Annotated in this window: 21 protein-coding genes, 1 pseudogene and 1 riboswitch; of the genes and pseudogenes, 7 read left to right on the top strand and 15 right to left on the bottom strand. The window is 72.0% G+C overall.

From position 1 onward, the window contains the following. Positions 1–34: 34 nt before the first annotated feature. The 7 genes from ACWD4A_RS19350 to pabB all read right to left on the bottom strand — a co-directional run bounded on the left by ACWD4A_RS19350 (position 35) and on the right by pabB (position 7917). A complete protein-coding gene (locus ACWD4A_RS19350; RefSeq protein ID WP_451195347.1) occupies positions 35–1135 on the bottom strand; it encodes a cytochrome P450 family protein in 1101 nt (366 codons plus the stop codon). Continuing rightward, the gene (locus ACWD4A_RS19345; RefSeq protein WP_451195346.1) at positions 1132–2646 is read right to left on the bottom strand and encodes a cytochrome P450; all 1515 of its coding nucleotides are present in this window, start codon (positions 2644–2646) and stop codon (positions 1132–1134) included. Before ACWD4A_RS19345 ends, ACWD4A_RS19350 begins: the two co-directional genes overlap by 4 nt. Then, positions 2643–3248: a GTP-binding protein gene (locus ACWD4A_RS19340; RefSeq protein ID WP_451195344.1), complete on the bottom strand. Its 606-nt coding sequence runs from the start codon at positions 3246–3248 to the stop codon at positions 2643–2645. The genes ACWD4A_RS19345 and ACWD4A_RS19340 overlap by 4 nt, the downstream gene beginning before the upstream one ends. After that, complete coding sequence (locus tag ACWD4A_RS19335; protein ID WP_451195342.1) at positions 3226–3591, bottom strand: DUF742 domain-containing protein; 366 nt, start codon at positions 3589–3591, stop codon at positions 3226–3228. Before ACWD4A_RS19335 ends, ACWD4A_RS19340 begins: the two co-directional genes overlap by 23 nt. Beyond that, positions 3588–3986: a roadblock/LC7 domain-containing protein gene (locus tag ACWD4A_RS19330; protein WP_451195392.1), complete on the bottom strand. Its 399-nt coding sequence runs from the start codon at positions 3984–3986 to the stop codon at positions 3588–3590. Before ACWD4A_RS19330 ends, ACWD4A_RS19335 begins: the two co-directional genes overlap by 4 nt. A 29-nt stretch (positions 3987–4015) precedes the next feature. Beyond that, positions 4016–5569: an ATP-binding protein gene (locus tag ACWD4A_RS19325; protein WP_451195341.1), complete on the bottom strand. Its 1554-nt coding sequence runs from the start codon at positions 5567–5569 to the stop codon at positions 4016–4018. 224 nt (positions 5570–5793) lie between these two features. After that, entirely contained in the window at positions 5794–7917 is a 2124-nt protein-coding gene (gene pabB, locus ACWD4A_RS19320) for an aminodeoxychorismate synthase component I (RefSeq protein ID WP_451195340.1), read from the bottom strand. A 358-nt stretch (positions 7918–8275) separates the two neighbouring features. Between pabB and ACWD4A_RS19315 the strand changes: the two genes are divergently transcribed. Both ACWD4A_RS19315 and ACWD4A_RS19310 read left to right on the top strand, forming a co-directional pair. Next, positions 8276–8941: a potassium channel family protein gene (locus ACWD4A_RS19315; protein WP_451195338.1), complete on the top strand. Its 666-nt coding sequence runs from the start codon at positions 8276–8278 to the stop codon at positions 8939–8941. Beyond that, the gene (locus tag ACWD4A_RS19310; protein ID WP_451195337.1) at positions 8941–9612 is read left to right on the top strand and encodes a potassium channel family protein; all 672 of its coding nucleotides are present in this window, start codon (positions 8941–8943) and stop codon (positions 9610–9612) included. Before ACWD4A_RS19315 ends, ACWD4A_RS19310 begins: the two co-directional genes overlap by 1 nt. A 96-nt stretch (positions 9613–9708) precedes the next feature. Here ACWD4A_RS19310 and ACWD4A_RS19305 read toward each other — a convergent pair whose 3' ends face one another. The 4 genes from ACWD4A_RS19305 to ACWD4A_RS19290 form a co-directional block, all read right to left on the bottom strand. Next, positions 9709–10434, bottom strand: a complete 726-nt coding sequence (locus tag ACWD4A_RS19305; RefSeq protein WP_451195335.1) for a DUF3159 domain-containing protein — start codon at positions 10432–10434, stop codon at positions 9709–9711. Positions 10435–10437: 3 nt separating this feature from the next. Beyond that, positions 10438–10836, bottom strand: coding sequence for an OB-fold nucleic acid binding domain-containing protein (locus tag ACWD4A_RS19300; RefSeq protein WP_451195333.1), 399 nt, complete (start codon positions 10834–10836; stop codon positions 10438–10440). A gap of 202 nt (positions 10837–11038) precedes the next feature. Then, the gene (locus ACWD4A_RS19295; RefSeq protein ID WP_116214311.1) at positions 11039–11728 is read right to left on the bottom strand and encodes a response regulator; all 690 of its coding nucleotides are present in this window, start codon (positions 11726–11728) and stop codon (positions 11039–11041) included. Between the two features lie 88 nt (positions 11729–11816). Then, positions 11817–14369 carry a DUF4118 domain-containing protein gene (locus ACWD4A_RS19290; protein WP_451195332.1) on the bottom strand — a complete coding sequence of 851 codons (2553 nt, stop codon included), beginning with the start codon at positions 14367–14369 and terminating at the stop codon, positions 11817–11819. A 180-nt stretch (positions 14370–14549) separates the two neighbouring features. Between ACWD4A_RS19290 and ACWD4A_RS19285 the strand changes: the two genes are divergently transcribed. Then, complete coding sequence (locus ACWD4A_RS19285) at positions 14550–15092, top strand: GNAT family N-acetyltransferase (protein WP_451195330.1); 543 nt, start codon at positions 14550–14552, stop codon at positions 15090–15092. A 72-nt stretch (positions 15093–15164) separates the two neighbouring features. Here ACWD4A_RS19285 and ACWD4A_RS19280 read toward each other — a convergent pair whose 3' ends face one another. After that, the gene (locus ACWD4A_RS19280; RefSeq protein ID WP_451195328.1) at positions 15165–15698 is read right to left on the bottom strand and encodes an RICIN domain-containing protein; all 534 of its coding nucleotides are present in this window, start codon (positions 15696–15698) and stop codon (positions 15165–15167) included. A gap of 248 nt (positions 15699–15946) precedes the next feature. Further along, a riboswitch (M-box (ykoK) riboswitch) is annotated at positions 15947–16120 on the top strand. Positions 16121–16411: 291 nt separating this feature from the next. Here ACWD4A_RS19280 and ACWD4A_RS19275 point away from each other — a divergent pair. The 3 genes from ACWD4A_RS19275 (at position 16412) to ACWD4A_RS19265 (ending at position 20292) form a co-directional block, all read left to right on the top strand. Next, positions 16412–18061 (top strand): NRAMP family divalent metal transporter, encoded by a 1650-nt coding sequence (locus tag ACWD4A_RS19275; RefSeq protein WP_451195326.1) that lies wholly within the window; start codon positions 16412–16414, stop codon positions 18059–18061. Positions 18062–18199: 138 nt separating this feature from the next. Continuing rightward, positions 18200–18367 carry a hypothetical protein gene (locus tag ACWD4A_RS19270; protein WP_451195324.1) on the top strand — a complete coding sequence of 56 codons (168 nt, stop codon included), beginning with the start codon at positions 18200–18202 and terminating at the stop codon, positions 18365–18367. Positions 18368–18537: 170 nt separating this feature from the next. Then, positions 18538–20292: an ABC transporter permease gene (locus tag ACWD4A_RS19265; RefSeq protein ID WP_451195322.1), complete on the top strand. Its 1755-nt coding sequence runs from the start codon at positions 18538–18540 to the stop codon at positions 20290–20292. A 33-nt stretch (positions 20293–20325) separates the two neighbouring features. Here the strand turns inward: ACWD4A_RS19265 and ACWD4A_RS19260 are convergent, their stop codons facing one another. Next, on the bottom strand, positions 20326–20745 hold the full coding sequence (locus ACWD4A_RS19260; RefSeq protein ID WP_451195320.1) for an ArsR/SmtB family transcription factor: 420 nt from the start codon (positions 20743–20745) through the stop codon (positions 20326–20328). A gap of 184 nt (positions 20746–20929) precedes the next feature. Here ACWD4A_RS19260 and ACWD4A_RS19255 point away from each other — a divergent pair, with 184 nt between their 5' ends. Further along, positions 20930–21979, top strand: coding sequence for a cation diffusion facilitator family transporter (locus tag ACWD4A_RS19255; protein WP_451195318.1), 1050 nt, complete (start codon positions 20930–20932; stop codon positions 21977–21979). Between the two features lie 77 nt (positions 21980–22056). On the opposite strand, the gene kdpC is transcribed toward ACWD4A_RS19255, so the two are convergent. Continuing rightward, positions 22057–22704, bottom strand: a complete 648-nt coding sequence (gene kdpC, locus ACWD4A_RS19250; protein WP_451195316.1) for a potassium-transporting ATPase subunit KdpC — start codon at positions 22702–22704, stop codon at positions 22057–22059. Between the two features lie 6 nt (positions 22705–22710). Beyond that, positions 22711–23121, bottom strand: a pseudogene (locus tag ACWD4A_RS19245) (potassium-transporting ATPase subunit B); the annotation flags it as partial.

Genomic DNA, 23121 nt, shown 5'->3' with positions numbered 1-23121 from the left:
CGCCCGGGAGCCGGACGATCTTCGTCGGCCCTGGTCAGCCGTGCAGGAGGACGGGGAGGGCGCGGTGCCCGTTGGAGATGAACGATTCCACGGGCCGCAGTGCGTCCGGGTCGGCGAGGCGGAGGCGGGGGAAGCGGGCGAAGAGGGCGGGCAGCGCGACGGCCGCCTCCAGCTTGGCGAGCGGTGCGCCGAGGCAGTAGTGGACGCCGTGGCCGAAAGCGAGGTGCTCCTTGGTGGCGCGCGTCACGGCGAAGCGGTCGGCGTCGGCGCCGTGCAGCTCCGGGTCGCGGCCCGCGGCGGCGTAGGCGGCGAGGATGGCGTCGCCCTTGCGGAGGGTGAGGCCGTCGTCCAGCTCGATGTCCTCGACGGCGTAGCGCAGCGGCAGGTTGGCGACGGGTGCCTGTACGCGCAGGGTCTCCTCGACCACGTCGTCCCAGTCGGCCCGGCCGTCCCGGACCAGGGCGAGCTGGCCCGGGTCGGCGAGGAGGGCGTGGATGGCGTTGTCGAGGAGGTTGACGGTGGTCTCGTGCCCGGCGCTGATCACCAGCAGGAGGGTGTCGACGAGCTCCTGTTCGCTGAGGCGGGAGCCGTCCTCCTCGCGGGCGGAGATCAGGATGCTGGTCATGTCGTCGCCGGGGCGGGCGCGTTTGGCGGTGACGAGGTCGCCGAGGATCTCGTAGGTGCGGGCGTATGTGGCGGTGACCTCGGCGGGGTCGGCGGAGGTGTGGAAGATGCTGTCGACGCAGGCCCGCAGGCCCTCGCGGGTGGCCTCGTCGGTGACGCCGAAGAGCTCGCAGATCACCTGGATCGGGATGGGGTAGGCGTAGCCCTCGCGGAGGTCGACGACCTCGTCGGCCGGGCGGGCGGCGAGGTCGTCGAGGAGCCCGGCGGCGAGTTGCTCGATGCGCGGGCGGAGGGCGGCGGTGCGGCGGGCGGTGAACGCCTTGGAGACGAGGGTGCGCAGCCGTTTGTGGTCGGCGCCGTGGGCGGTGAACATGTTCTGCACGGCGACCCAGGTGAACAGGGGCCATTCCGGGGAGATCTCACCGTTGATCCACGCGGGCCAGTGCCTGCGCGGGTCCTTGGAGACGCGGGGGTCGGTGAGCAGCCGCTTGAGGAGCGGCTGGGTGGTCACTGCCCACGCCACCACTCCGCCAGGGAGCTCCACGGGCGTCGCGGCCCCGCGGTCGCGGAGCCGGGCGGCCTCTCCGTGGATGTCGCTGCCGGTGGGGTCGATGGGGAAGGGACCGAAAGGGCTTCGGGCGCTGGGCTGGCTGTCCATCGGCTGTCTCCGGGGGTCTCGGCCGGCTGGTGCGAAGGTTGGTGATGCGAGGACTGATGCGAGGACTGGTGCGGGGACTGCTGGTGCGGCTGGGGGTGCGCGGCCGTGGGTCCGGGCCGGGCCGGCCGGGCCGGGGGTACGGGCGGGAAGCGCACGGGCAGGGCGGTCAGGGCGCGGTGGAAGGGGCCGGGGCGCCAGACGAGCCGGTCGGCGGGGACGGCGAGTTCGAGGTCGGGGAGGCGGTCGAGGAGCTTCTCGACGGCGACGGCGGCGATGAGCCGGGCGGCGTCCTTGGCGGGGCAGGTGTGCGGGCCCGCGCTCCAGGCGAGGTGGGCGCGGTTGCCGGTGCGCTGCTCGGAGTGCAGGGCGGGGTCGGTGTTGGCGGCGGCGAAGCTGATCACCACGGGGTCGCCCGCGTTGAGCGGCACGCCGCCGAAGTCGAGGTCCTGGAGCGGGTAGTGGACCCCGTAGTTGGCCATCGGCGGGTCGAGCCAGAGGACTTCGTCGAGGGCGTCCTCGACGGGCATGCTGCCGCCCGCGAGGTCGCCCGCGAAGCGGTCGTCGGAGAGCAGCAGCCGCAGGGCGTTGGCGATGAGGTTCTGCTGGGGTTCGGTGCCCGCGCCGATGAGGACGACGAGTTGGTGGAGCATCTCCTCGTCGGTGAGCCGGGCGGGGTGGGCCATCAGCCAGGACGTCATGTCGGCGCCGGGTTTGACGTGTTTGAGGCCGACGAGTTCGACGAGGCTCTGGGTGATGAGGGCGTCGGCGCGCTCGTGGTCGACTCCGTCGAAGATGCCGGAGAAGCCCTCGACGAGCCGGTCGCCGATCTCGGGCGGGCAGCCGAAGAGCTGCTGGAAGACGAGGAGCGGCAGCATCTTGGCGTAGGCGCCGAGCAGGTCGGCCTCGCCGAGGGGCGCGAAGCGGTCGATGAGGGTGTCGGCGCTGCGCTCGACGTAGCCGCGCAGCGCGTTGGGGTCGATGCGGGAGAGGCTGTCGCTGACGGCGGCGCGGAAGCGGCGGTGCGCCTCGCCGTCGGAGAACAGGCAGTTGGGCCGGTAGGCCATCATCGGGACGACGGGGTTGTCGGGGGCGACGCGGCCGTCGGCGAGGGCGCGCCAGCGGCGGGCGTCCTTGCCGAACACCTCGGGGCTGCGCAGGACTTCGAGCGCCGCCCGGTAGTCGGTGACGAGGGTGGCGTGGGCCCCGGGGGCCAGTTCGACGGGGGCGGCGGGGCCGTACGCGCGCAGCCGCTCGTAGACGGCGTGCGGGTCGGCGGCGAAGTCCGGCCCGTAGAGGGGGGTGGACGCCTGGTGGGCGGGGCAGCCCGGCGGCGGGGCGGTGCCGGCGTCGGGGCGGTGGGTCACACGGGCTCCTGGGCGGTCTGCCGGTTCCGGAGGTATTCGACGAGGGCGATCAGGGCGCGGGTGGAGGAGACCCGGTCGCGGGCGTCGCAGGTGATCAGCGGGGTCTCGGGGAGCAGGTCGAGGGCCTCGCGGATCTCCTCCTCGGGGTGGGAGGGCGCGCCGTCGAAGTGGTTGACGGCCACCGCGTAGGGCAGGCCGTGTTCCTCCAGCAGCCCCATGACGTCGAAGGACTGCTCCAGGCGCCGGGTGTCGGCGAGGACGAGGGCGCCGAGCGCGCCGTGGGTCATGTCCTGCCAGAGCCGGGTGAAGCGCTGCTGGCCGGGGGCGCCGAAGAGATAGAGGACGAGGCTGTCGCTGAGGGTGACGCGGCCGAAGTCCATGGCGACCGTGGTGGTGGTCTTGCCCTCGATGCCCGCGAGGTCGTCGACGAGGGCGCCGGCCTGGGTCATGGTCTCTTCGGTGCGCAGCGGCCGGATCTCCGAGAGGGAGCCGACGAAGGTGGTCTTGCCGACCGCGAAGTGGCCCACGACGAGGAGTTTCGCGGCCGTCTGCACGGACTGCCGCAGATAGACCGCTCCCTCAGAGGCGAGCGCGGAGTCCATCCAGTACCTCCTGAAGGATCTGGGCCTCGGGGAGTTGCGCCGAGGGGATGGGGGCCCGGGTGATGAGGTGGCCGCTGTCCACGAGATCGCCGAGCAGCACCTTGGTGACGCTGACGGGCAGCGCCAGGTGGCCGGCGATCTCGGCGACCGACAGCGCGCCGCCGAGGCAGAGTTCCATGAGCCGGCGCTTTTCGGGGCTGAGCCCGCCGAGCGGCCGGTCGTACTGGGCGATGACGAGGGTGACCAGGTCGAAGGTGTTGCGGGTGGGGTGGGCGCGGCCTTCGGTGACGACGTACGGCCGTACTAATCCCTCTCCGCGCCGCCTCGGCGCCGGGGGTGTCATGGGGTGCCCGTGCCGTGCCAGGTGCCCTGCCGGGGCGGGCTGGTGAGCTCCTTCCCCAGCCGGTCGACCAGCTTCTGCATGCGGTAGGTGACGGCTTCCATGTCGACGTCCGCGGTGGCGGAGACGGCGAGGTAGGCGCCGGGTCCGGCGGCTATCAGGAAGACGTAGCCGTGGGCGAACTCCACGAGGGTCTGCCGCCAGGGGCTCTCCTGGGTGCCCTGGTGGGCGCAGAACTCCGAGGTGGAGCGGCTGATCGACTGGAGTCCGGAGAGGGCGGCGGCCTGGCGCTCGGCCTCGTCGCGTTCGATGCCCGCGGAGCGGGCGCGGAGCATGCCGTCGGAGGAGAGCAGGATCGCGTGCCGGGCCTCCGGCATCTTCACGACCTCGTCGAGCATCCAGCCGAGCTCGTTGGAGAGGTGGTCGTTCACGCGGGGGTGTTCCCTTCGTCGTCGGTGGGTGCGTCGGTGAGGGCCGGGCCGGGGTACGCGCCGGGGGCCGGGGGGTGCCCGGCGCGGCCGGAGCGGGTGCCGCGGGCGAAGGCGCCCATGCGGCGGGCGGTCTCCGCGGCGCTCCGCGGGGGCGGCGCGGCCGCGGGCGGGGGTGCCTGCGGGGCGGCGGGGGCCTCGGCGGGGAGGTGTCCCGCGGGGAGTTGTTCCGCGGGGCGGCGGGGGCCGGGGGCGGGCTGCCGTCGGCGGCGCTTGGGCAGGCCGCCCGCGGTGGACCCGGTGACGGCTCCGGCGTCCTCCGGGGGCGCGGCGGGAGGCGTCTCCGACGGCATCCCCGTCGGTATCGCGGCGGGCGGCATCGCGGGCGGCATGGCGGCCGGCGGGAACGCGTCGGGCACGGGGAAGTGCTCGTGCTGCTCGTGCTGTTCCCTCTGTTCCCTCGTGGGCGTGCGGGTCTCCCGCGGGGGTACGGCTCCGGTGGTCCCGCGGGCGGCGGCCGGGGGCCTCAGCGGGGTGGTGTCGGGCCCGTCGAGGTCGAGCTGGCTGAGCAGCGCGGCGGGCAGGAAGAGGACGGCCCGGACGCCTCCGTAGGGCGAGCGGGTGTCGACGGAGACGCTGAAGCCGTAGCGGGCGGCGAGCACGCCGATGACGGGGAAGCCGAACTGCGGGGGGTCGCCGAGCCGGGAGACGTCCACGGTCCGCTGGCCGGAGAGGAGGGCGGTGGCCCGCTGGATCTCCTGGCTGTTCATGCCCACGCCCGCGTCGTCGATGACGACGACCGCGCCGTTGTGCACAGGCTGGAGGCCGACCTCGACGGTGGTGTTGGGCTGGGAGTGGCGGGCGGCGTTGTCGAGGAGCTCGGCGACGGCGAGGACGACGGGTTCCACGGCCCGGCTGACGACGGCGAGGTCGGCGTGGCTGTGCACCTTGACGCGCCGGTAGTCGCGGATGCGGGAGGTGGCGCCGCGGACGACGTCGGTGAGCGGGGAGGCGGCGCGCTGCCGGCCGGGCCAGGAGCCGCACAGCACGGCGATGGCCTGGGCGCGGCGGCCGAACTGGGCGTTGGCGTGGTCGATCTGGAGCAGGTCGCGCAGCACGTCGGGGTTGTCGTGCCGGTCCTGCATGTCGGAGATGGCCAGCTGCTGTTCGTGCGCGAGGCCCTGGAGGGCGCGCATGGACGCCTTGAGCGCGGCCTTCGCGGACTGGTCGGCGCGGGCCTGCGCCTTGTCCACGGACCGGGTGAACAGGTCCATCACGGACTGCAGGCCCTGGGCGAAGACGGTGCCGCCGAGCCGTTCGTCGAGCAGTCCGGGGAGCGGTACGGGCTGGTGCATGGAGGCCGTGACGGCGGGGAGCCGGACGGCGACCAGGTGCCGCATCTCGGTGTCACGCGTCTGGAGGCTCTCTTCCAGTGCGGCGACGCGCCTGCGCACGGCGGCGGTGATCCCTCGCTGGCGCACCAGCAGGACCGCCACGACGACCAGCGCGGCGGCCAGGCACCAGCCCGCCACCTCCGGTATGTGATGTGACATCAATTCCTCGTGGACGCTGGGGGCATGCGGTCGGCCGGACAGGGTCGGAGTCCTGACGTCCCGTCCAGAAGCGGAATACGGCGATCATCCTAACCACGCGGATGGCGGTGTGGCCGATCTTCGCCCACGATTTTCCGAACAGACATACGTACCGAAAAGTGGTACGGAGGCTTCCGTGGCGGCTCGGTGAGGGGGCGTCAGGGCGGGCGGCGGTGCGGGCCGGTTCAGACGGTGACGGAGACGGTGGCAGAGACGGTGGCGGCGGCACCCCGGCGGCGGCCGGGGAACTCCGCGCCGGCCAGGGCGGTCAGCGGCGCCGCCTTCACGGCCGTCTCCTCGAACTCCTCCTCGGGGTCGGACAGCGCGACGATCGCGCCACCCGCGCCGTAGCGCACCCGGCCGGGGGTGACCACCGCGGTGCGGATGACGACGCTGAGGTCGGCGGCCCCGTTGAGGGAGAGGTAGCCGACGGCGCCGGAGTAGACGCCGCGCGGCCCGCCCTCCAGCCGGTCGAGGATGCGCATCGTGCGCACCTTGGGCGCGCCGGTCATGGAGCCGGGCGGGAAGCAGGCCCGTACGCAGTCCACCGCGGTGCGGTCCGCGCGCAGCCGGGCCCGGACCGTGCCGACCAGTTGATGGACCTTGGCGTAGCTCTCGACGCGGGGCTCCGCGTCGGCCCGGACCGAGCCGGTCTCGGCGCAACGGCCGAGGTCGTTCCGGACCAGGTCGACGATCATCAGGTTCTCGGCGCGGTCCTTCTCGCTGACGCGCAGGCCGGCGGCGAGGGCGGCGTCCTCCTCGGGGGTGGCGCCGCGCGGCCGGGTGCCCTTGATGGGCCGGGACTCGGCGAGGCCGTCCCGGCCGATCCGGAGGAACCGCTCGGGCGAGGTGCCGAGGACGGACAGTTCGCCGAGGCGCAGCAGCGCGCCGAAGGGGGTCGGGTTGGCGCGGCGCAGGAGGCGGTAGCCCTGCCAGGGGTCGAGCGCGCCGCGCGTCTCCGCCATGTTGGTGAGGCAGATCTCGTAGGTCTCCCCTGCCGCGATCTCCTCCTTGCAGTCGTGGATCAGCCGCAGGTACGCGTCGCGTCCGTGGCGCAGCCGGAGCCCGTCGAGGGTGCCGGGGGGACCGGCGGGCTCGGGCCGGCGGACCCCGGCGAGTGCGGTGAGCCGCCGGGCGGTCGCGTCCAGCCAGGAGCGGGCGGCGCCCTCGTCGCCGTCCTCGGTGAGGGCGAGGAGGTGGGTGGTGCGGGTGTGGTGGTCCAGGACGATGGCGCGGTCGCCGAACACCAGGGTGGCGTCGGGCTCTTCGGGCCGGTGGACCGCTTCGCCGCCGCACTCGGCCTTCAGTCCGTAGCCGAGGTAGCCGACCCAGCCGAGCGCGAAGTCGAAGGGCAGCTCGGGCCCGTCGGCGCGGGCGGCCCGGAGGTCCCGGTCGAGCCAGTCGAGGAACGGTCCGGTGACGACCTCGGCGGCCGTGGCGGAGCGCACGGTGACGGTGCCGCCGTGGACGTCGGCGGTGGCGACCCGGGCGAGCGGACCGGAGGCGTCGCCCATGACGGAGAAGCGGCCGGTGCCGTCGTCGGGGCGGCTGGAGTCGAGCCAGTAGGCGTACGGGCTCTCGCGGTAGAGCCGGTCGAAGGCAGTCTCGTCGTCCCACCGGGTGGGCAGGGCCGCGGTCAGTATCCGCAGCCGCCGGGGCCGGGGCCGGGCGGCCGCGGGGCGACGCGGGCCCGGCGGGGGCGGTACGGCGCGCGCCCGCCCGGCTCTCCTCCGGGCCTCCTCGCTCAGCCGCCGGAAGTTGGCGAGCAGCAGGTGGCCGTGGGCGCTGCCGATCGACTCGGGGTGGAACTGCACGCCCCACAGCGGGCGTTCGCGGTGCCGGAGGCCCATGATCAGGCCGTCGGCGGTCCGGGCGGTGGCCGCCATGGCGGCGGGGAGCCGGCCGACGGTGAGCGAGTGGTAGCGCACGGCCCGGAAGGGTGAGGGCAGCCCTTCGAAGAGCCCGGTCCCGTCGTGCGCCACGGACGAGACCCGGCCGTGGCAGGGCTCCGGTGCCCGGCGGACCTCGCCGCCGTGCAGCAGCGCCATGCCCTGGTGCCCGAGGCACACCCCGAGCGTGGGCAGCCCGCCGTGGGTGACGATCTCCCGGCAGATCCCGAAGTCGGCCGCCCGGTCGGGGCTGCCGGGGCCGGGCGAGAGCACCACGTTGTCGAAGGCCGCCAGGTGCGCGGTCCGCCATGCGGGGTCGTCGTTGACGACGACCTCGGGCTCCCGCCCGTTGACCTCGGCGAGGTAGTGGAACAGGTTGTACGTGAAGGAGTCGTGGTTGTCGACGAGCAGCGTACGCACAGGCTTCCCCTTACCGGACAACCCCAACGTGGCCCGGCCATCGTAACGTTGGCCGACACACGGGCCCGGAGGGGCGGCCGACGGGCACCGGGGACGGCCGGCGGGCCGGGTCCGCGGAAGACGGCCCATCCGGAGTTTGCGGGCCGGGGTGCGGGGCAGAGCCTCGCCCGACGGATCCGAACCGGCCGACGCGACGCCAGGCCCGAACCGGGGCCCGTGTCGCGCAGCGGATACGGTGGTACCCATGTGCCAAAGCGGACGAACGTCCGCCGAGGCACGGAAGAAGATCGACAAAGGAAGATGTGAGCAGGTTGTCGGTGCAGGTCAGCGCGGTAGTGCGGAGCACGGGGTAATCGTCATGCACATTGTGATCATGGGCTGCGGCCGTGTCGGCTCGGCCCTGGCGCAGACCCTTGAGCAGCAGGGTCACACGGTCGCCGTGATCGACCAGGACCCCACGGCCTTCCGGCGGCTGGGCTCCGGCTTCGGCGGACGGCGGGTGACCGGTGTCGGCTTCGACCAGGACACCCTGCGCGAGGCGGGCATCGAGGAGGCCGGCGCGTTCGCGGCGGTGAGCAGCGGCGACAACTCCAACATCATCGCGGCCCGGGTGGCCCGGGAGATGTTCGGCGTCGAGAACGTCGCGGCCCGTATCTACGACCCGCGGCGTGCCGAGGTCTACCAGCGGCTGGGCATCCCGACGGTGGCCACCGTGCGGTGGACGGCCGACCAGATGCTGCGGCGGCTGCTGCCGTCCGGCGCGGAGCCGCTGTGGCGGGACCCGAGCGGGGGCGTGCAGCTCGCCGAGGTGCCCACCTCGGACGCCTGGGTGGGCCACAAGGTCAGCAAGCTGCAGGACGAGACCGGTGTGCGGGTCGCGTTCCTCACCCGGCTGGGCGAGGCGATGCTGCCGACGTCGCAGACGGTCCTGCAGGAGGGCGACCTGGTGCACGTGATGATGCGCACCGACGAGGTCGAGAAGGTCGAGGCGGCGTTCGCCGAGGGCCCCGAGGAGGCGCACTGATGAGGGTTGCCATTGCAGGTGCGGGCGCCGTCGGGCGGTCCATCGCGGGCGAGCTGCTGGAGAACGGGCACGAGGTGCTGCTCGTCGACAAGGCGCCGACGGCGATCTCGGTGGAGCGGGTGCCGCTCGCGGAGTGGCTGCTGGCCGACGCGTGCGAGATCACCTCGCTGGACGAGGCGGCTCTCCAGCGTTGCAACGTGGTGATCGCGGCGACCGGTGACGACAAGGTCAACCTGGTCGTCTCGCTGCTGGCCAAGACGGAGTACGGGGTGCCCCGGGTCGTGGCCCGGGTGAACAACCCCAAGAACGAGTGGCTCTTCAACGAGTCCTGGGGCGTGGACGTCGCCGTGTCCACGCCGCGGCTGATGTCGGCCCTGGTCGAGGAGGCCGTGAGCGTCGGTGACCTGGTGCGGCTGATGCGCTTCAGCCAGGGCGACGCCAACCTGGTGGAGCTGACGCTGCCGCCGGAGTCCGCGCTGGCGGGCACGCGCGTCGGGGACGTGGACTGGCCGGATGACACCTCGCTGGTCACCATCATCCGCGGCAACCGGGTGCTGACGCCGAGCAAGGAGGACGCCCTGGAAGCGGGCGACGAGCTCCTCTTCGTGGCGGCCCCGGCCCGCGAGGAGCAGCTGGAGGACCTCCTGTCGGTGCGGCGCGAGGACACGTAGCGCTCCGCGCGCGACCGCGGGTCCGTTGTGGCTGATCGCGCAGGTCCCCGCGCCCCTTACGGGGCGCAGGGACCTGCGCGGTTTTATTGCTCGGCTTTATTGCTCGGCGGCCGCCGCCGCGGCCTTCTCGCGCTCTTCCGCCTCCATCTCGGCGAACACGTCGATCGGCGGCGGCGCCTTCGCCAGGAAGATCCAGGTGAGGTAGACGGAGAGCAGCATCGGCGGGATGCCGAGCGCCACCTTCACCCAGCCCAGCTGCGTCGCGTCGCCCCACCAGTAGAGCGGGAAGAGGATCGCCGACTTGGCGAGCAGGATCAGGCCCCAGGCCCAGCTGGCCTTGGTGTAGGCGAGCTTGCGGCCGGGGTTGCGGGTGCGCCAGGAGAGGTTCTCCTTGAACACCGGCCCGAGGATCAGCCCCAGCAGCGGGTAACCCGCGAGCGAGGTGACGATGTACGCCACGGCCAGCCCGAGGCTGTAGAGCATGCCCGGCAGGTAGAAGTTCTTGGCGTCGCCGGACATCATCGCGAAGACCGCGCCGAAGGCGACCCCGAAGACGCCGCTGAACGCGTGCTTCAGGGTGTCCTTGCCGATGAGGCGGGCGACGCCCAGCACCAGGGAGAGCCCGAGGGCCGCGATGGCCGCGCTGTGGATGTCCCGCTTGACCGTGTAGAAGGCGACGAAGACCAGGCCCGGCACGGTCGTCTCGACCATGCCCCGCACCCCGCCGAACGCCTCGAACAGGGCCGCCTCGGTGGCCGCTCTCGCGTCGGCGTCGGGGGCGCCCTGTCCTTGCTGGTCGGTCGTCCTGTCGAGAGACGTCACCCGCTACTCCTGTCCGAGCGGTCGGAGTTCGTACTTGGGATTGAACAGCACCCGGCGGCCGCGGCTCATGGAGATCCGGCCGGAGGCGATCAGCTTACGGCCGGGTTCGATGCCGACGATGGAGCGACGTCCGAGCCACACCACGTCGAGCGCGGCGGAGCCGTCGAACAGCTCCGCCTCCAGCGCGGGCACGCCCGCGCGCGGGCGGAGCGTGACCGTCCGGAGCGTGCCGGTGACCTTGACTATCTGACGGTCGTCGCAGTCGCAGATCCTGGTGCAGCCCACGTCCTCCGCGTCCTGTTGCAGCTCCGCGGAGTGCAGGTCCTCCTGCGAGGTGGACAGCCGGTCCAGCATCCGGCGGAAACGGCCGGTCGGCTTCTCGGAACGGGGTACAACGCTCATGCTCCCAAGCCTACCGGGCGCCTACCCGGCGGGGGCCTCTGCGAACCGGGGTGCCCTTGCGACACCGGTGCCGCGCCGGGGCACCCCCGGGCCCCGCCTACCGGGGTGCCTTGTGAGCCCGGTAGGCGGCTGCGGGTCCACTGTGACTGGTCGCGCAGTTCCCCGCGCCCCTGATGGGGCGCGGCCCGGCCCCAGCCCCCGGTCACACCTCGAAGCGGTACCCCATCCCCGGCTCCGTGATGAAGTGTTTCGGATGGGACGGGTCCAGCTCCAGTTTGCGGCGGAGCTGGGCCATGTAGACCCGGAGGTAGTTGGTCTCCGTGCCGTAGGACGGGCCCCAGACCTCCTGGAGGAGCTGCTTCTGGCTGACGAGACGGCCCGTATTGCGGACCAGGACCTCCAGCAGGTGCCACTCGGTCGGGGTGAGACGGACGTCCCGCCCGCCGCGGTTGACCTTCTTCGCCGCGAGATCGACCGTGAAGACCTCGGTCTCGACGATCGCGTCGTCGCCCGCGGCCGACGGGCCGGTCGGCTCCGCGCGCCGCACGGCGGCGCGCAGCCGGGCGAGGAGCTCGTCCATGCCGAACGGCTTGGTGACGTAGTCGTCGGCGCCCGCGTCGAGTGCCTCCACCTTCTCGTCGGAGGTCTGGCGGGCGGAGAGGACGAGGATCGGCACCCGGGTCCAGCCGCGCAGACCCTTGATCACCTCGACGCCGTCCATGTCCGGCAGCCCGAGGTCGAGGATGACCACGTCGGGGTGGCGGGCGGCGGCGAGCTGGAGTGCCGTGGCGCCGTCGGGGGCAGCGTCGACCTCGTACTTCCGCGCCTTGAGGTTGATCACGAGAGCGCGGACGATCTGCGGCTCGTCATCCACCACGAGCACCCGGTTCATTCGGAACCACCTCTGCTGTTCGTTCGGGCCCATCCACTGGGCCCGGGGTCTTGGTCGGTGAGCTGTTCTGTGCGGCGCGCGGCCGGGGTCAGGAGGTGGCCTGGGCCGGCAGGTCCGGCCGCACGGGCGGACGGCCCGCCGCCGCCCGCAGGGTGAGGACCATGGTCATTCCGCCACCGGGCGTGTCCTCGGCGGCGAGCGTGCCGCCCATGGCCTCGGCGAAGCCCCGGGCGACGGCGAGCCCCAGGCCGACGCCCGCGCCGCGCGGGGCGTCGCCGTAGCGCTGGAAGGGCTCGAAGATGCGGTCCTTGGCGCTGTCGGGCACCCCGGGGCCCCGGTCCGCGACGCGGACCTCCACCCGCTCGCCGAGGGCGCTGGCGGCGACGAGCACGGGGGCGCCGTCGGGGCTGTACTTCACGGCGTTCTCGACGATGTTGGCGACGCTGCGCTCCAGCAGCCCGGGGTCGACGGCGACCATGGGCAGCGTCTCGGGGATGTCCAGGGCGACGCTGCCCTCGGGCACTCCCCCGAGGGCCATCGGGACCACCTCGTCCAGGTCGATCTCGCGGATCAGCGGGGTGACGGTGCCGGTCTGGAGCCGGGACATGTCGAGGAGGTTGCCGACGAGGTGGTCGAGGCGGTCGGCGCCGTCCTCGATCCCGGCGAGCAGTTCCGCCTCGTCCTCCTCGGACCAGGCGACGTCGTCGGAGCGCAGGGAGGACACGGCCGCCTTGATCCCGGCGAGCGGGGTGCGCAGGTCGTGGCTGACGGCGGCCAGCAGGGCGGTGCGTATCCGGTTGCCCTCGGCGAGCTCCTGGACCCGCTCCGCCTCGCCGACGAGCCGCTGGCGGTCCAGGAAGACGGCGGCCTGGGCGGCGAAGGCGGCGAGCACGCGCCGGTCCTCCGCGGGCAGCACCCGGCCGGAGAGCGCGAGGGCCATGTTGTGGCCGACGGGCATGTCGACGTCCGCGTCCTCGGGGCGCAGCAGCGGCTTGCCCGTGCTGGTGACGACGCTGCTCGCGCAGGTCCAGGGGTCGACCTCGCTGGAGCGTTCCAGCAGGGCGACGGACTCCATCGCGAAGGTCTCGCGCACCCGCTCCAGGAGCGCGTCCAGGCTGGTGTCGCCGCGCAGCACGCTGCCCGCGAGGAAGGAGAGGATCTCGGACTCGGCGCGCAGCCGGGCGGCCTGGTGGGTGCGGCGGGCGGCCAGGTCCACCACGGAGGCCACGGAGACCGCGACGAACACGAAGATCGTGATGGCGACGATGTTCTTGGGGTTGGTGATCGTCAGCCGGTGCAGGGGCTCGACGAAGAAGTAGTTCAGCAGCAGCGAGCCGAAGGCCGCCGAGGCCAGCGCCGGCAGCAGGCCGCCGAGCAGCGCGGCAGCCACCGTCATGCACAGGAACAGCAGCATGTCGTTGGCCAGCCCGAGGTCCGGGTCGATGTGCGTGAGCACCAGGCTGAGCAGGGCGGGGCAGACGACACCGGCGAACCAGCCGGCCACGATGCGGCCCCTGCCGAGGCGGGCGCCGCGGGCGACGGGCAGGCCGCGGCCCTTGGCGACCTCCTCGTGGGTGACGATGTGGACGTCGAGGTCGGGCCCGGAGTCCCGGGCGACGGTCTGGCCGACGCCGGGGCCGAAGATGTACTGCCAGGTCTTGCGGCGGCTGGAGCCGAGCACGATCTGGGTGGCGTTGACCCCGCGGGCGAACTCCAGCAGCGAGGCGGGGACGTCGTCCCCGATCACGTGGTGGAAGGTGCCGCCGAGGTCCTCGACCAGGGTGCGCTGGACGGCCAGCTCCTTGGGCGACGCCGAGGTCAGCCCGTCGCTGCGGGCGATGTAGACGGCGAGGATCTCGCTGCCCGAGCCCTTGGCGGCCATGCGCGAGGCGCGGCGGATCAGGGTGCGGCCCTCGGGGCCGCCGGTGAGGCCGACGACGATGCGCTCGCGGGCCTGCCAGATCGTGGAGACGCTGTGCTCGGTGCGGTACTGCCGCAGGTACTCGTCGACCCGGTCGGCGGTCCACAGCAGCGCCAGCTCGCGCAGCGCGGTCAGGTTGCCTGGCCGGAAGTAGTTGGAGAGCGCGGCGTTGACCCGGTCGGACTTGTAGATGTTGCCGTGCGCCATGCGGCGGCGCAGGGCCTGCGGCGACATGTCGACCAGCTCGATCTGGTCGGCCCGGCGGACCACCTCGTCCGGCACGGTCTCCTGCTGCCGCACACCCGTTATCGACTCGACCACGTCGCCCAGCGATTCGAGGTGCTGGATGTTGACGGTCGAGACGACGTCGATGCCGGCCTGGAGGAGTTCCTCGACGTCCTGCCAGCGCTTGGTGTTGCGGGAGCCGGGCACGTTGGTGTGGGCCAGCTCGTCGACAAGGGCGACGGCGGGGCGGCGGGCCAGCAGCGCGTCGACGTCCATCTCCGTGAAGACGGTGCCCCGATAGGTGAGCTCACGCCGGGGCACCTCCTCCAGGCCGTGCAGCATGACCTCGGTCCGCGGGCGGCCGTGGTGTTCCACGAAGCCCACGACGGCGTCGGTGCCGCGCTCGATACGCCGGTGCGCCTCGGAGAGCATCGCGTACGTCTTGCCGACGCCCGGTGCCGCGCCGAGGTAGATCCGAAGCTTGCCGCGTCCCATGGCCCCATTGTCTTTCACGAAACGCGACGGTGTTCTGGACGGTTGTCCGCCCGGAGGTGCAGCACTGTCGCGCATGCCCGACCTTACGGCCATGCTTTTGGACATTTGGGGCGGGGGAGAGAAGTCCCGCAGGTATTGACGCGGTCCTGACGCCGCTCCCCGTGACGCCCTCGTGACAGCATGGCCGCCATGGCTGACGTACACACGGCGCACACCTCGGAGCTGGGGGAAACACGGCTCTCGGCGATCCGGTCCCTGCTGGACGACGCCTTCGGGGGCGGCTTCTCCGACGACGACTGGGACCACTCGGTGGGCGGCATGCACGCCCTGGTCCACGAGGACGGGGAGCTGATCGGCCACGGCTCACTGGTGCAGCGCAGACTGCTGCACGGCGGGCGGGCGCTGCGCGCGGGATACGTGGAGGCCGTCGCGGTCCGCGCGGACCGGCGCCGCCGGGGCGTCGCGTCGGCGGTGATGGAGGCGCTGGAGCGGATCCTCCGGGACGGCTGCTACGAACTGGGCGCGCTCGGCGCCGCGGACGAGGCGGTCCCGCTGTACGTGGGGCGGGGCTGGCGGCTGTGGCGCGGCCCGTCCTCGGTGCTCGCCCCCACGGGCATCGAGCGCACGGCGGAGGAGGACGGCTGCATCTATGTGCTGCCGCACGTGGATGTCGACCTGGACGGGGAGCTGGTCTGCGACTGGCGGCCGGGGGACGTCTGGTAGGCGGCCCCGGCCGCGACGGGCGGAGTGCCGGACGGGGCGGCCATCAGCCCGTCCGGCGCTCGGGAGCAGCCGTCAGTGGACGTCGGTCACGTCGGGCACGGTCCACATCTGGCCCCGGGCGCTCATCACGTCGGCCCACTGCTGCGCACGCGCACCCGGCTTGGTGCCGGAGTTGTCGATCTCCAGGACCTTGCCGCTGTTCACGTTGACGATCTTCCCGGAGTCGTTGAGGAAGTCGAACCGCCAGAGCTGGGTGGCGACGTTGTCCACACAGGTCCACTGCTGGGCCGGGGCGCCGTTGTCCTTACGGGAGTCGGCGATCTCCAGGCACTTGTCGGTGTTGACGTTCAGGATCCGGAAGTCGTTCCCCTGGACCCGGATGACGCGCCAGACCGGCCGCATGCCGTTCTTGGAGCAGTCGCCCTGCAGCACGACGACACCGTTCTTCCCCGTGCTGTCCGCGGGCTGGAGGCAGAGGTCGCTGTGGTTGTTGACGATGTTGACCCTGGCATCCGGGTTGTCGGCGGCAGAGCCGACGCCCGGCGCCATCAGGACGACCGCGGCGCCGGAGGCCGCGACTGCCGCGAGCTTCGCGAAGAACTTCATCTTTCATCCCCGTTCAATGGAAACCACAACAAACCCCGGCGCGCCGCGCGCACCGAAGTTGATCATGATCGTATCCACTCAACGACCCATTTGACCAACGGAATCCGGCATTTCCCTTCTTCGTCCCGCACCCGATCCGAGAGCGCGAGTCCGTCGGCCGCCGGAAACGGATACGCAGTCAAGCTTGGGTCAAGTAGTTGCGTTCTTGCGCAACTATCGGGCTATGCTTCTCACGGTTCGAAAACAGAAAGGCACCTCGTTCGGTGAGGCGTCTGTACGGACACAGGCCACTGACCCCACGACGTCGAGAGACGCCCAGGTTCAGGACAGGTCTCCCCGGCCCAAGGGGTGATCCCAAGTGGCTTCCCCCGCCGGGGGATTACGCCGTGCAGTGCCAAAGCTCTGACGAGTTGGGGTGAACCGGGTCAGGCCCGGTCCGCTCCTTGCCGAGTCGATTCGGCGCCCCCGTGCGCCACGGCCGGGAGGAGGCGAGAGACATGGATGGCAGTTGCAGTAGTCCGGGTCACAGTAGGCCCGTCATCCGCACGTCCTCGTTGACCTCCGGTACGCGGTAACCACCTCCCCTGCGCCACAACAGCCTTCAGTACCCGTACGGCCATGCGCCGCTCCGGGTCCTCGTGCTGCCCGCATCGCAGGGGGGATCGCTGCTGCGTGCCCCGAACCTCCCCCGCCGGGGGACCTGGGAGGCTGTCATGACCAATCTGACCACCACCACTCCGCCCGTTCCGGCACCGCGCAGCGCGGTGCTGGACGACGCGCACATCGGCGACATCCGCGGCGCGCTCGGCACCATCAAGGTGGACGACACGGCACCGCGCAAGGGGCTCTCCGCCAAGCTCAAGACCCTGCTCGCCATAGTCGGGCCCGGCCTGATCGTCATGGTCGGCGACAACGACGCCGGCGCGTTCAGCACATACGGCCAGGCCGGGCAGAACTACGGCACGAGTCTGCTGTGGACCCTGCTGCTCCTGGTGCCCGTGCTGTACGTGAACCAGGAGATGGTGCTGCGCCTGGGCGCGGTCACCGGGGTCGGGCACGCACGGCTGATCCTGGAGCGGTTCGGGAAGTTCTGGGGCGCGTTCTCGGTCATCGACCTGTTCCTGCTCAACGCCCTGACGATCGTCACGGAGTTCATCGGCATCACCCTGGCCGTCGGCTACCTCGGACTGCCCAAGGTGCCGAGCGTGCTGCTGGCCGCCGTCATCGTCGTGGTGGCCGCGTCGACCGGGTCCTTCCGCCGGTTCGAGCGCACCGCGATCTTCCTGTGCGCGGGCTCGCTGCTGCTGATCCCGATCTACTTCATCATCCACCCGAAGACGTCGCGGATGGCGCACGACTTCGTGGTCCCGGGCATGCCGCACGGCTCGCAGCTGTCCGACGTCATGCTGCTGATCATCGCGATCGTCGGCACCACCGTGGCCCCGTGGCAGCTGTTCTTCCAGCAGTCGTACGTCATCGACAAGCGCATCACCCCGCGCTTCATGAAGTACGAGAAGGTCGACCTGTGGCTCGGCATCGTCGTCGTGGTCGTCGGTGCCGCGGCCATGATGGGCTTCGTCGCCGCGGCGTTCGGCGGGCACGGCGAGTTCGGCAACTTCACCGACGCCGGGGACATCGCCTCCGGGATGGAGAAGTACGCGGGCAAGACCGCCGGGGTGCTGTTCGCGATCGCCCTGCTGGACGCCTCCATCATCGGCGCCTCCGCCGTGTCACTGTCGACCGCGTACGCGATCGGTGACGTCATGGGCCTCAAGCACTCGCTGCACCGGGGCGTCAAGGCCGCCAAGGGCTTCTACGCGATCTTCGCCGGGCTCGTCCTCGCCGCCGCGGTCATCGTGGTCATCCCCGGCTCCCCGCTCGGTCTGCTCACCGAGGGCGTCCAGACCCTCGCCGGCGTCCTGCTCCCCTCCGCCTCCGTCTTCCTGCTGCTGCTCTGCAACGACCGGACCGTGCTCGGGCCCTGGGTCAACGGGCGGGCGATGAACGTCTTCACCTCGCTCGTCGTCGCGGTGCTCGTCACCCTCTCCATCATCCTGACCGCGGCCGTCCTCTTCCCCGGCATCACCTCCGGAGCGATCCTCGACATCATGGGCGTCTGCGGCGTCGCCGGGATCCTCGCCCTGGGCTACGCCGAGACCCGCAGGCGCCGCAAGGGCTGGGCGCTCGCCGGTCCCGTCGACCGGACGGGCAAGGAGACCTGGCGGATGCCGCCCCTGGAGCAGCTGCCCACGCCCGTCCTCTCCACCGGCCGCAAGGTCGGCCTCACCGCCCTGCGCACCTACCTGCTGGCCGCGATGATCCTGGTGATCGTCCGGATCGTGCAGCTCGCGCTCGGCCACTGACGTCTCCGGGGCGGCGGCGGTCCTCCCTACTTCCCGCCGCCCCGGAGACACTTTTTCTCTCTTCCTCCTCGCTCTTCCCGGCCGCGCCGTGCCGTCTTCCCCCGCCCCGGCGCGCCGTGCCACGGAGGTGACGCCCGCGTGTCCGTCCTGTCCGTCCTCCGCACCCGACACGGCCGCTCCGCGCGGCCGCGCGTCGGCCCCGCCGTCCGCGCCTTCTGCCGCGAGGCCGTCCACGTCCTGGGCGCCCCCGCCTACGCCCGTACCGCGATCGGCCGCACGCGCCCCACAAGGCCCCGCGCCCGCTGACACGGCGGGCACCGGCGCCCGGCCGGACCCCCGGCACCGGGCGGACGTCGCGCGGGGTTCCGGACAACACCCGTCCTGTGGTGACAGCGCCCCGCCGTACGCCTCTGCTTTGATACGGCCTTGTGTCCCCCTGCCGGACACGAGGCCGCCGTGTACCGGGGGGTTGTCCCATGTCCTACCTCTCGCGGTCCGCCGCTTCGCGAGCGTCCCTGCCCGGCCGGGTGGCCGGCCGGCTGTCCCGTGTGTCGTGGGTGGACGCGGTGGTGGCCGCGGCGGTGCTGGTCGGCCTGTATCTGCTGCTGAGGGTGGGCCAGGGCATCACGGTCTCCTTCGACCCGGCGCGCGTTGCCCGGGTCGACACCGACCCGGCGAACCTGCCGTACTACGCGGCACGCAGCCTGCTGCGGATGTTCGCGGCGCTCACGGCGTCCGTCGTCTTCGCCCTCGGCTACGCGTACGCCGCGGCCCGCAGCAGACGGCTGGAGCGGGTGCTGATCCCCGCCCTGGACATCCTGCAGTCCGTGCCCGTGCTGGGCTTCCTGACGGTCGCGGTCTCCGGGTTCATCTCGCTCTTCCCCGGCTCGCTGCTCGGGCTGGAGTGCGCGTCCATCTTCGCGATCTTCACCTCGCAGGCGTGGAACATGACCTTCGGCTTCTACCATTCGCTGATCACGCTCCCCCGCGAACTGGACGAGGTCTCGCGCTCGTTCCGCTTCACCCGCTGGATGCGCTTCTGGAAGGTCGAACTGCCCTCCGGGGCCATCGGGCTGGTCTGGAACGGGATGATGAGCTTCGGCGGCGGCTGGTTCTTCCTCGTCGCCTCCGAGGCCATCAGCGTCTCGCACCACAAGTACGCGCTCCCCGGCGTGGGTTCCTTCGCGGGCACCGCGATCGCCGACGGCGACCTGGCCAGGGTCGGCTGGGCGGTGGCGACCATGGCGGTCATGGTCATCGGGGTGAACTTCGTCTTCTGGCGGCCCCTCACCGCCTGGACGGAACGGTTCAAGAACGAGCAGTCGGAGGCCACCGACGTCCAGCGGTCGCTGGTGCTGGACTTCCTCCGCCGCTCGTCCTGGCCGCGCCTGCTGGGCCGGCTCGCCCACCCCGCCGCCGAGGCCCTGGGCCGGGCCGGGCGGCTCCTCGGCACCGACGACCGGCCGCTGGCCGTCAACCGGACCCGCCGCCGCACCGGCGACCTCGTCTTCGCCCTCGTGGCGGGCGGCCTCGTCCTGTGGGGGCTGCTCGACCTGCTCGGCTACCTCGACGCCCGCACCGGGCTGGGGGTGTTCGGGGAGCCGCTGCTGCTGGGGCTCGCCACGCTCGCGCGCGTCGTCGTCCTGGTCGCCGTCGCCACGGTGGTGTGGGTGCCGGTCGGCGTGCGGATCGGCTTCTCGCCCAAGCTGTCCCGGATCGCCCAGCCCGTCGTCCAGCTCCTCGCGAGCTTCCCCGCCAACTTCCTCTTCCCGCTGGCGACCTGGTTCTTCCTGCGCACCGGGCTGTCGCTCGACGTCGGCGGCATGCTGCTGATGGCGCTGGGCGCCCAGTGGTACATCCTCTTCAACACCATCGCGGGCGCCTCCGCCATCCCCACCGACCTGCGCGAGGCCATGGACGACCTCGGGGTGCGCGGCCGGCAGCGGTGGCGGCGCCTGATCGTCCCGGGGATCTTCCCCGCCTATGTGACCGGCGGGATCACCGCCTCCGGCGGCGCGTGGAACGCCTCGATCGTCTCGGAGATCGTCACCTTCGGCGGTACGACGCTGACCGCGACCGGGCTGGGCGCGTACATCGCGCGCGCCACCTCCGAGGGCGACTACCCGCACCTCATCGCGGGCATCGCCGTCATGGCCGTCTACGTCGTCGGCCTCAACCGGCTCCTGTGGCGCAGGCTCTACCGCCTCGCCGAGACCCGCTACTCCCTCTGAGCCGCCCGGCCGGCGGATCGCGGTGCCGGACGGTCAGTTGGCCGCCGTGCGCGGCCGCAGCCGCCGTGCGGCCGCGCCCTTCGCCACGGCGACCGCCCTGGCGGGGGCGGCGTGGGCCGCGGGCGCGTCCTCCGGCGTACCGGCGGCCGCCCCGTCCCGGGCGACCAGGACCGCGCCCTCCAGCAGCGTCCGCACGTGCTCGCCCGCCGCCCGGTAGAAGATCCGCGTGCCCTCACGCCGCGATTCCACCAGGCCGGCCGTCCGCAGCCGGGCCAGGTGCTGCGAGACCGCGGCCACGTGCGCGCCGACCATGTCCGCCAGCTGCCCCACCGAGTGCTCGCGCTGCACCAGTGCCCAGAGCACCTGGAAACGCGTCGTATCGGCCACCGCCTTCAGCACGGCGACGGCCTGTTCCACCCCGCGGGCCTCTCCCGGCGAATCTTGCGCAACCATGCAAGGAGTCTACGGGGCGGCCCGGGACGGGGCGCGGGAAGCAACGCCGCCGAAAAGACAAAACCGCAGGTCAGAGCCCTGTTAACGGTAGTGGAAACCGATGCCGTTGCAGCCTTTGCGCCACTGGTGTCACGTGCGGTTCACTCGCAGTCGAAGCCCCCGCACCAGTCAGCCTGGAGGCACTGTGCCCGGCCACACCCACACCCATGAACACGCCGCCGTCGGCCACGACCACAGCCATGCCCACGACCATGGCGGACACGGCGGACACAGCCATGGCGTCGCCGCCGACGCCGACCGCCGCTGGCTGACCATCGCGCTGACGCTGATCAGCGTGTTCATGGCCGCCGAGGTCACGATCGGCCTCTTCGCCCGCTCGCTGGCCCTGATCTCCGACGCCGCGCACATGCTCACCGACGCCGCCTCGATCGTGCTGGCGCTGATCGCGATGCGGCTGGCGGCCCGGCCCGCCCGCGGCGGCTACACGTACGGCCTGAAGCGCGCGGAGATACTCTCCGCGCAGGCCAATGGCCTCACCCTGGTCCTGCTCGGCCTCTGGCTCGGTTACGAGGCCGTGCGCCGCCTGATCAACCCGCCCGACGTCGAGGGCGGTCTGGTCCTGGTGACCGCGCTGGCCGGGATCGTCGTCAACATCGCGGCCGCCTGGTGCATCTCGAAGGCCAACCGCACCTCGCTCAACGTCGAGGGCGCCTTCCAGCACATCCTCAACGACCTGTACGCCTTCATCGGCACCGCGATCGCCGGCCTGATCGTCATGCTCACCGGCTTCGCCCGGATCGACGCCATCGCCACGCTGGCGGTCGTCGCCCTGATGCTCAAGGCGGGCTACGGACTGATCCGCGCCTCCGGCCGGATCTTCCTGGAGGCCGCCCCCGCGGGCATCGACCCCGACGCGGTCGGCGACCGCATGGCCACCGCCGACCAGGTCGTCGAGATCCACGACCTGCACATCTGGGCGATCACCTCCGGCCAGCCCGCCCTGTCGGCGCACGTCCTGGTGAAGCCCGGCGGCGACTGCCACGCCGTGCGCCGCCGCCTGCAGGACAGCCTCCGCGAGGACTACGGCATCACCCACGCCACCCTCCAGGTCGACCACCTCGGCGAGGACGCCGACGAGCTCCTCCACATCGGCGCGGCCGGTGGACCGGACCGCCCGCCGCACTGCGACGACAGCCACGGCCCCGTCCACCGCCCGGGGCCGCACGACCACTGAAGTCCCGTAGCGCGAAAGGGGCCGGGCCCGACGGATGTCCGTCGGGCCCGGCCCCTTTCGCACGTGGTGTCCCGCGATCAGCCCTTGGCGAGCTTCTGCAGGGCGACGTTGAGCTTCAGGACGTTGACGCGCTCGTCGCCCATGAAGCCGAGCTGGCGGCCGTCGGTGTGCTCGTCGACCAGCTTGCGGACCTCGGCGGCCGGCAGGTTGTTGGCCTTGGCGACGCGGTCGGCCTGGAGACGGGCGTACTCCGGGGAGATGTCCGGGTCGACGCCGGAGGCGGAGGCGGTGAGTGCGTCCACCGGGACCGCCGACGGGGAGACGCCGTTGAACTCGGCGACGTCGGCCCGGCGCTGCTTGACCTGGTCCAGCAGCACCTTGCTGTCCGCGGCCAGGTTGGAGGCACCGGAGACCAGCAGCTTGTACTGGGTGTTCTCCGTGTTCGGGCCCGCGGCCGAGGGGCGCGGCTGGAAGAACTTGGGGTCGGGCAGCGGGTTGCCGTCCTTGTCCTTCTTGTCGAGCGTGTAGGTCTGCCCGATCCGCTCGGAGCCGACGGACTTGCCGTCGACCTTGATCTCCGAGCCGTTGGCCTTGTTGTTGAAGGCGGCCTGGGCGATGCCGGTGACGACCAGCGGGTAGACCACACCGCAGATGACCGTGAGGACGAGCAGGGCCCGCAGGCCCGCGCCGAGCAGGCGGGCCGTGCTGCGTACGGAAGTGTTCATGAAAGGTCACCCGATGCCAGGGATGAGGGAGATGAGCAGGTCGATGATCTTGATGCCGATGAACGGGGAGACCAGCCCGCCCAGGCCGTAGACCAGGAGGTTGCGCCGCAGCATCGCATCAGCGCTCATCGGCCGGTAGCGGACGCCCTTGAGGGCGAGTGGTACCAGGGCCACGATGATCAGTGCGTTGAAGATGACGGCGGAGAGGATCGCGGACTGCGGCGAGTGCAGGCTCATGATGTTGAGCTTGTCCAGGCCGGGGTAGGCCACCGCGAACATGGCCGGGATGATCGCGAAGTACTTCGCGACGTCGTTGGCGATCGAGAAGGTGGTCAGCGCGCCGCGGGTGATGAGGAGCTGCTTGCCGATCTCGACGATCTCGATGAGTTTGGTGGGGTTGGAGTCCAGGTCCACCAT

The sequence above is a fragment of the Streptomyces sp. NPDC002537 genome, assembly GCF_053594975.1.
Note: the sequence above shows the minus strand (reverse complement) of the source record. Positions and strands in the feature narration are given on the sequence as shown.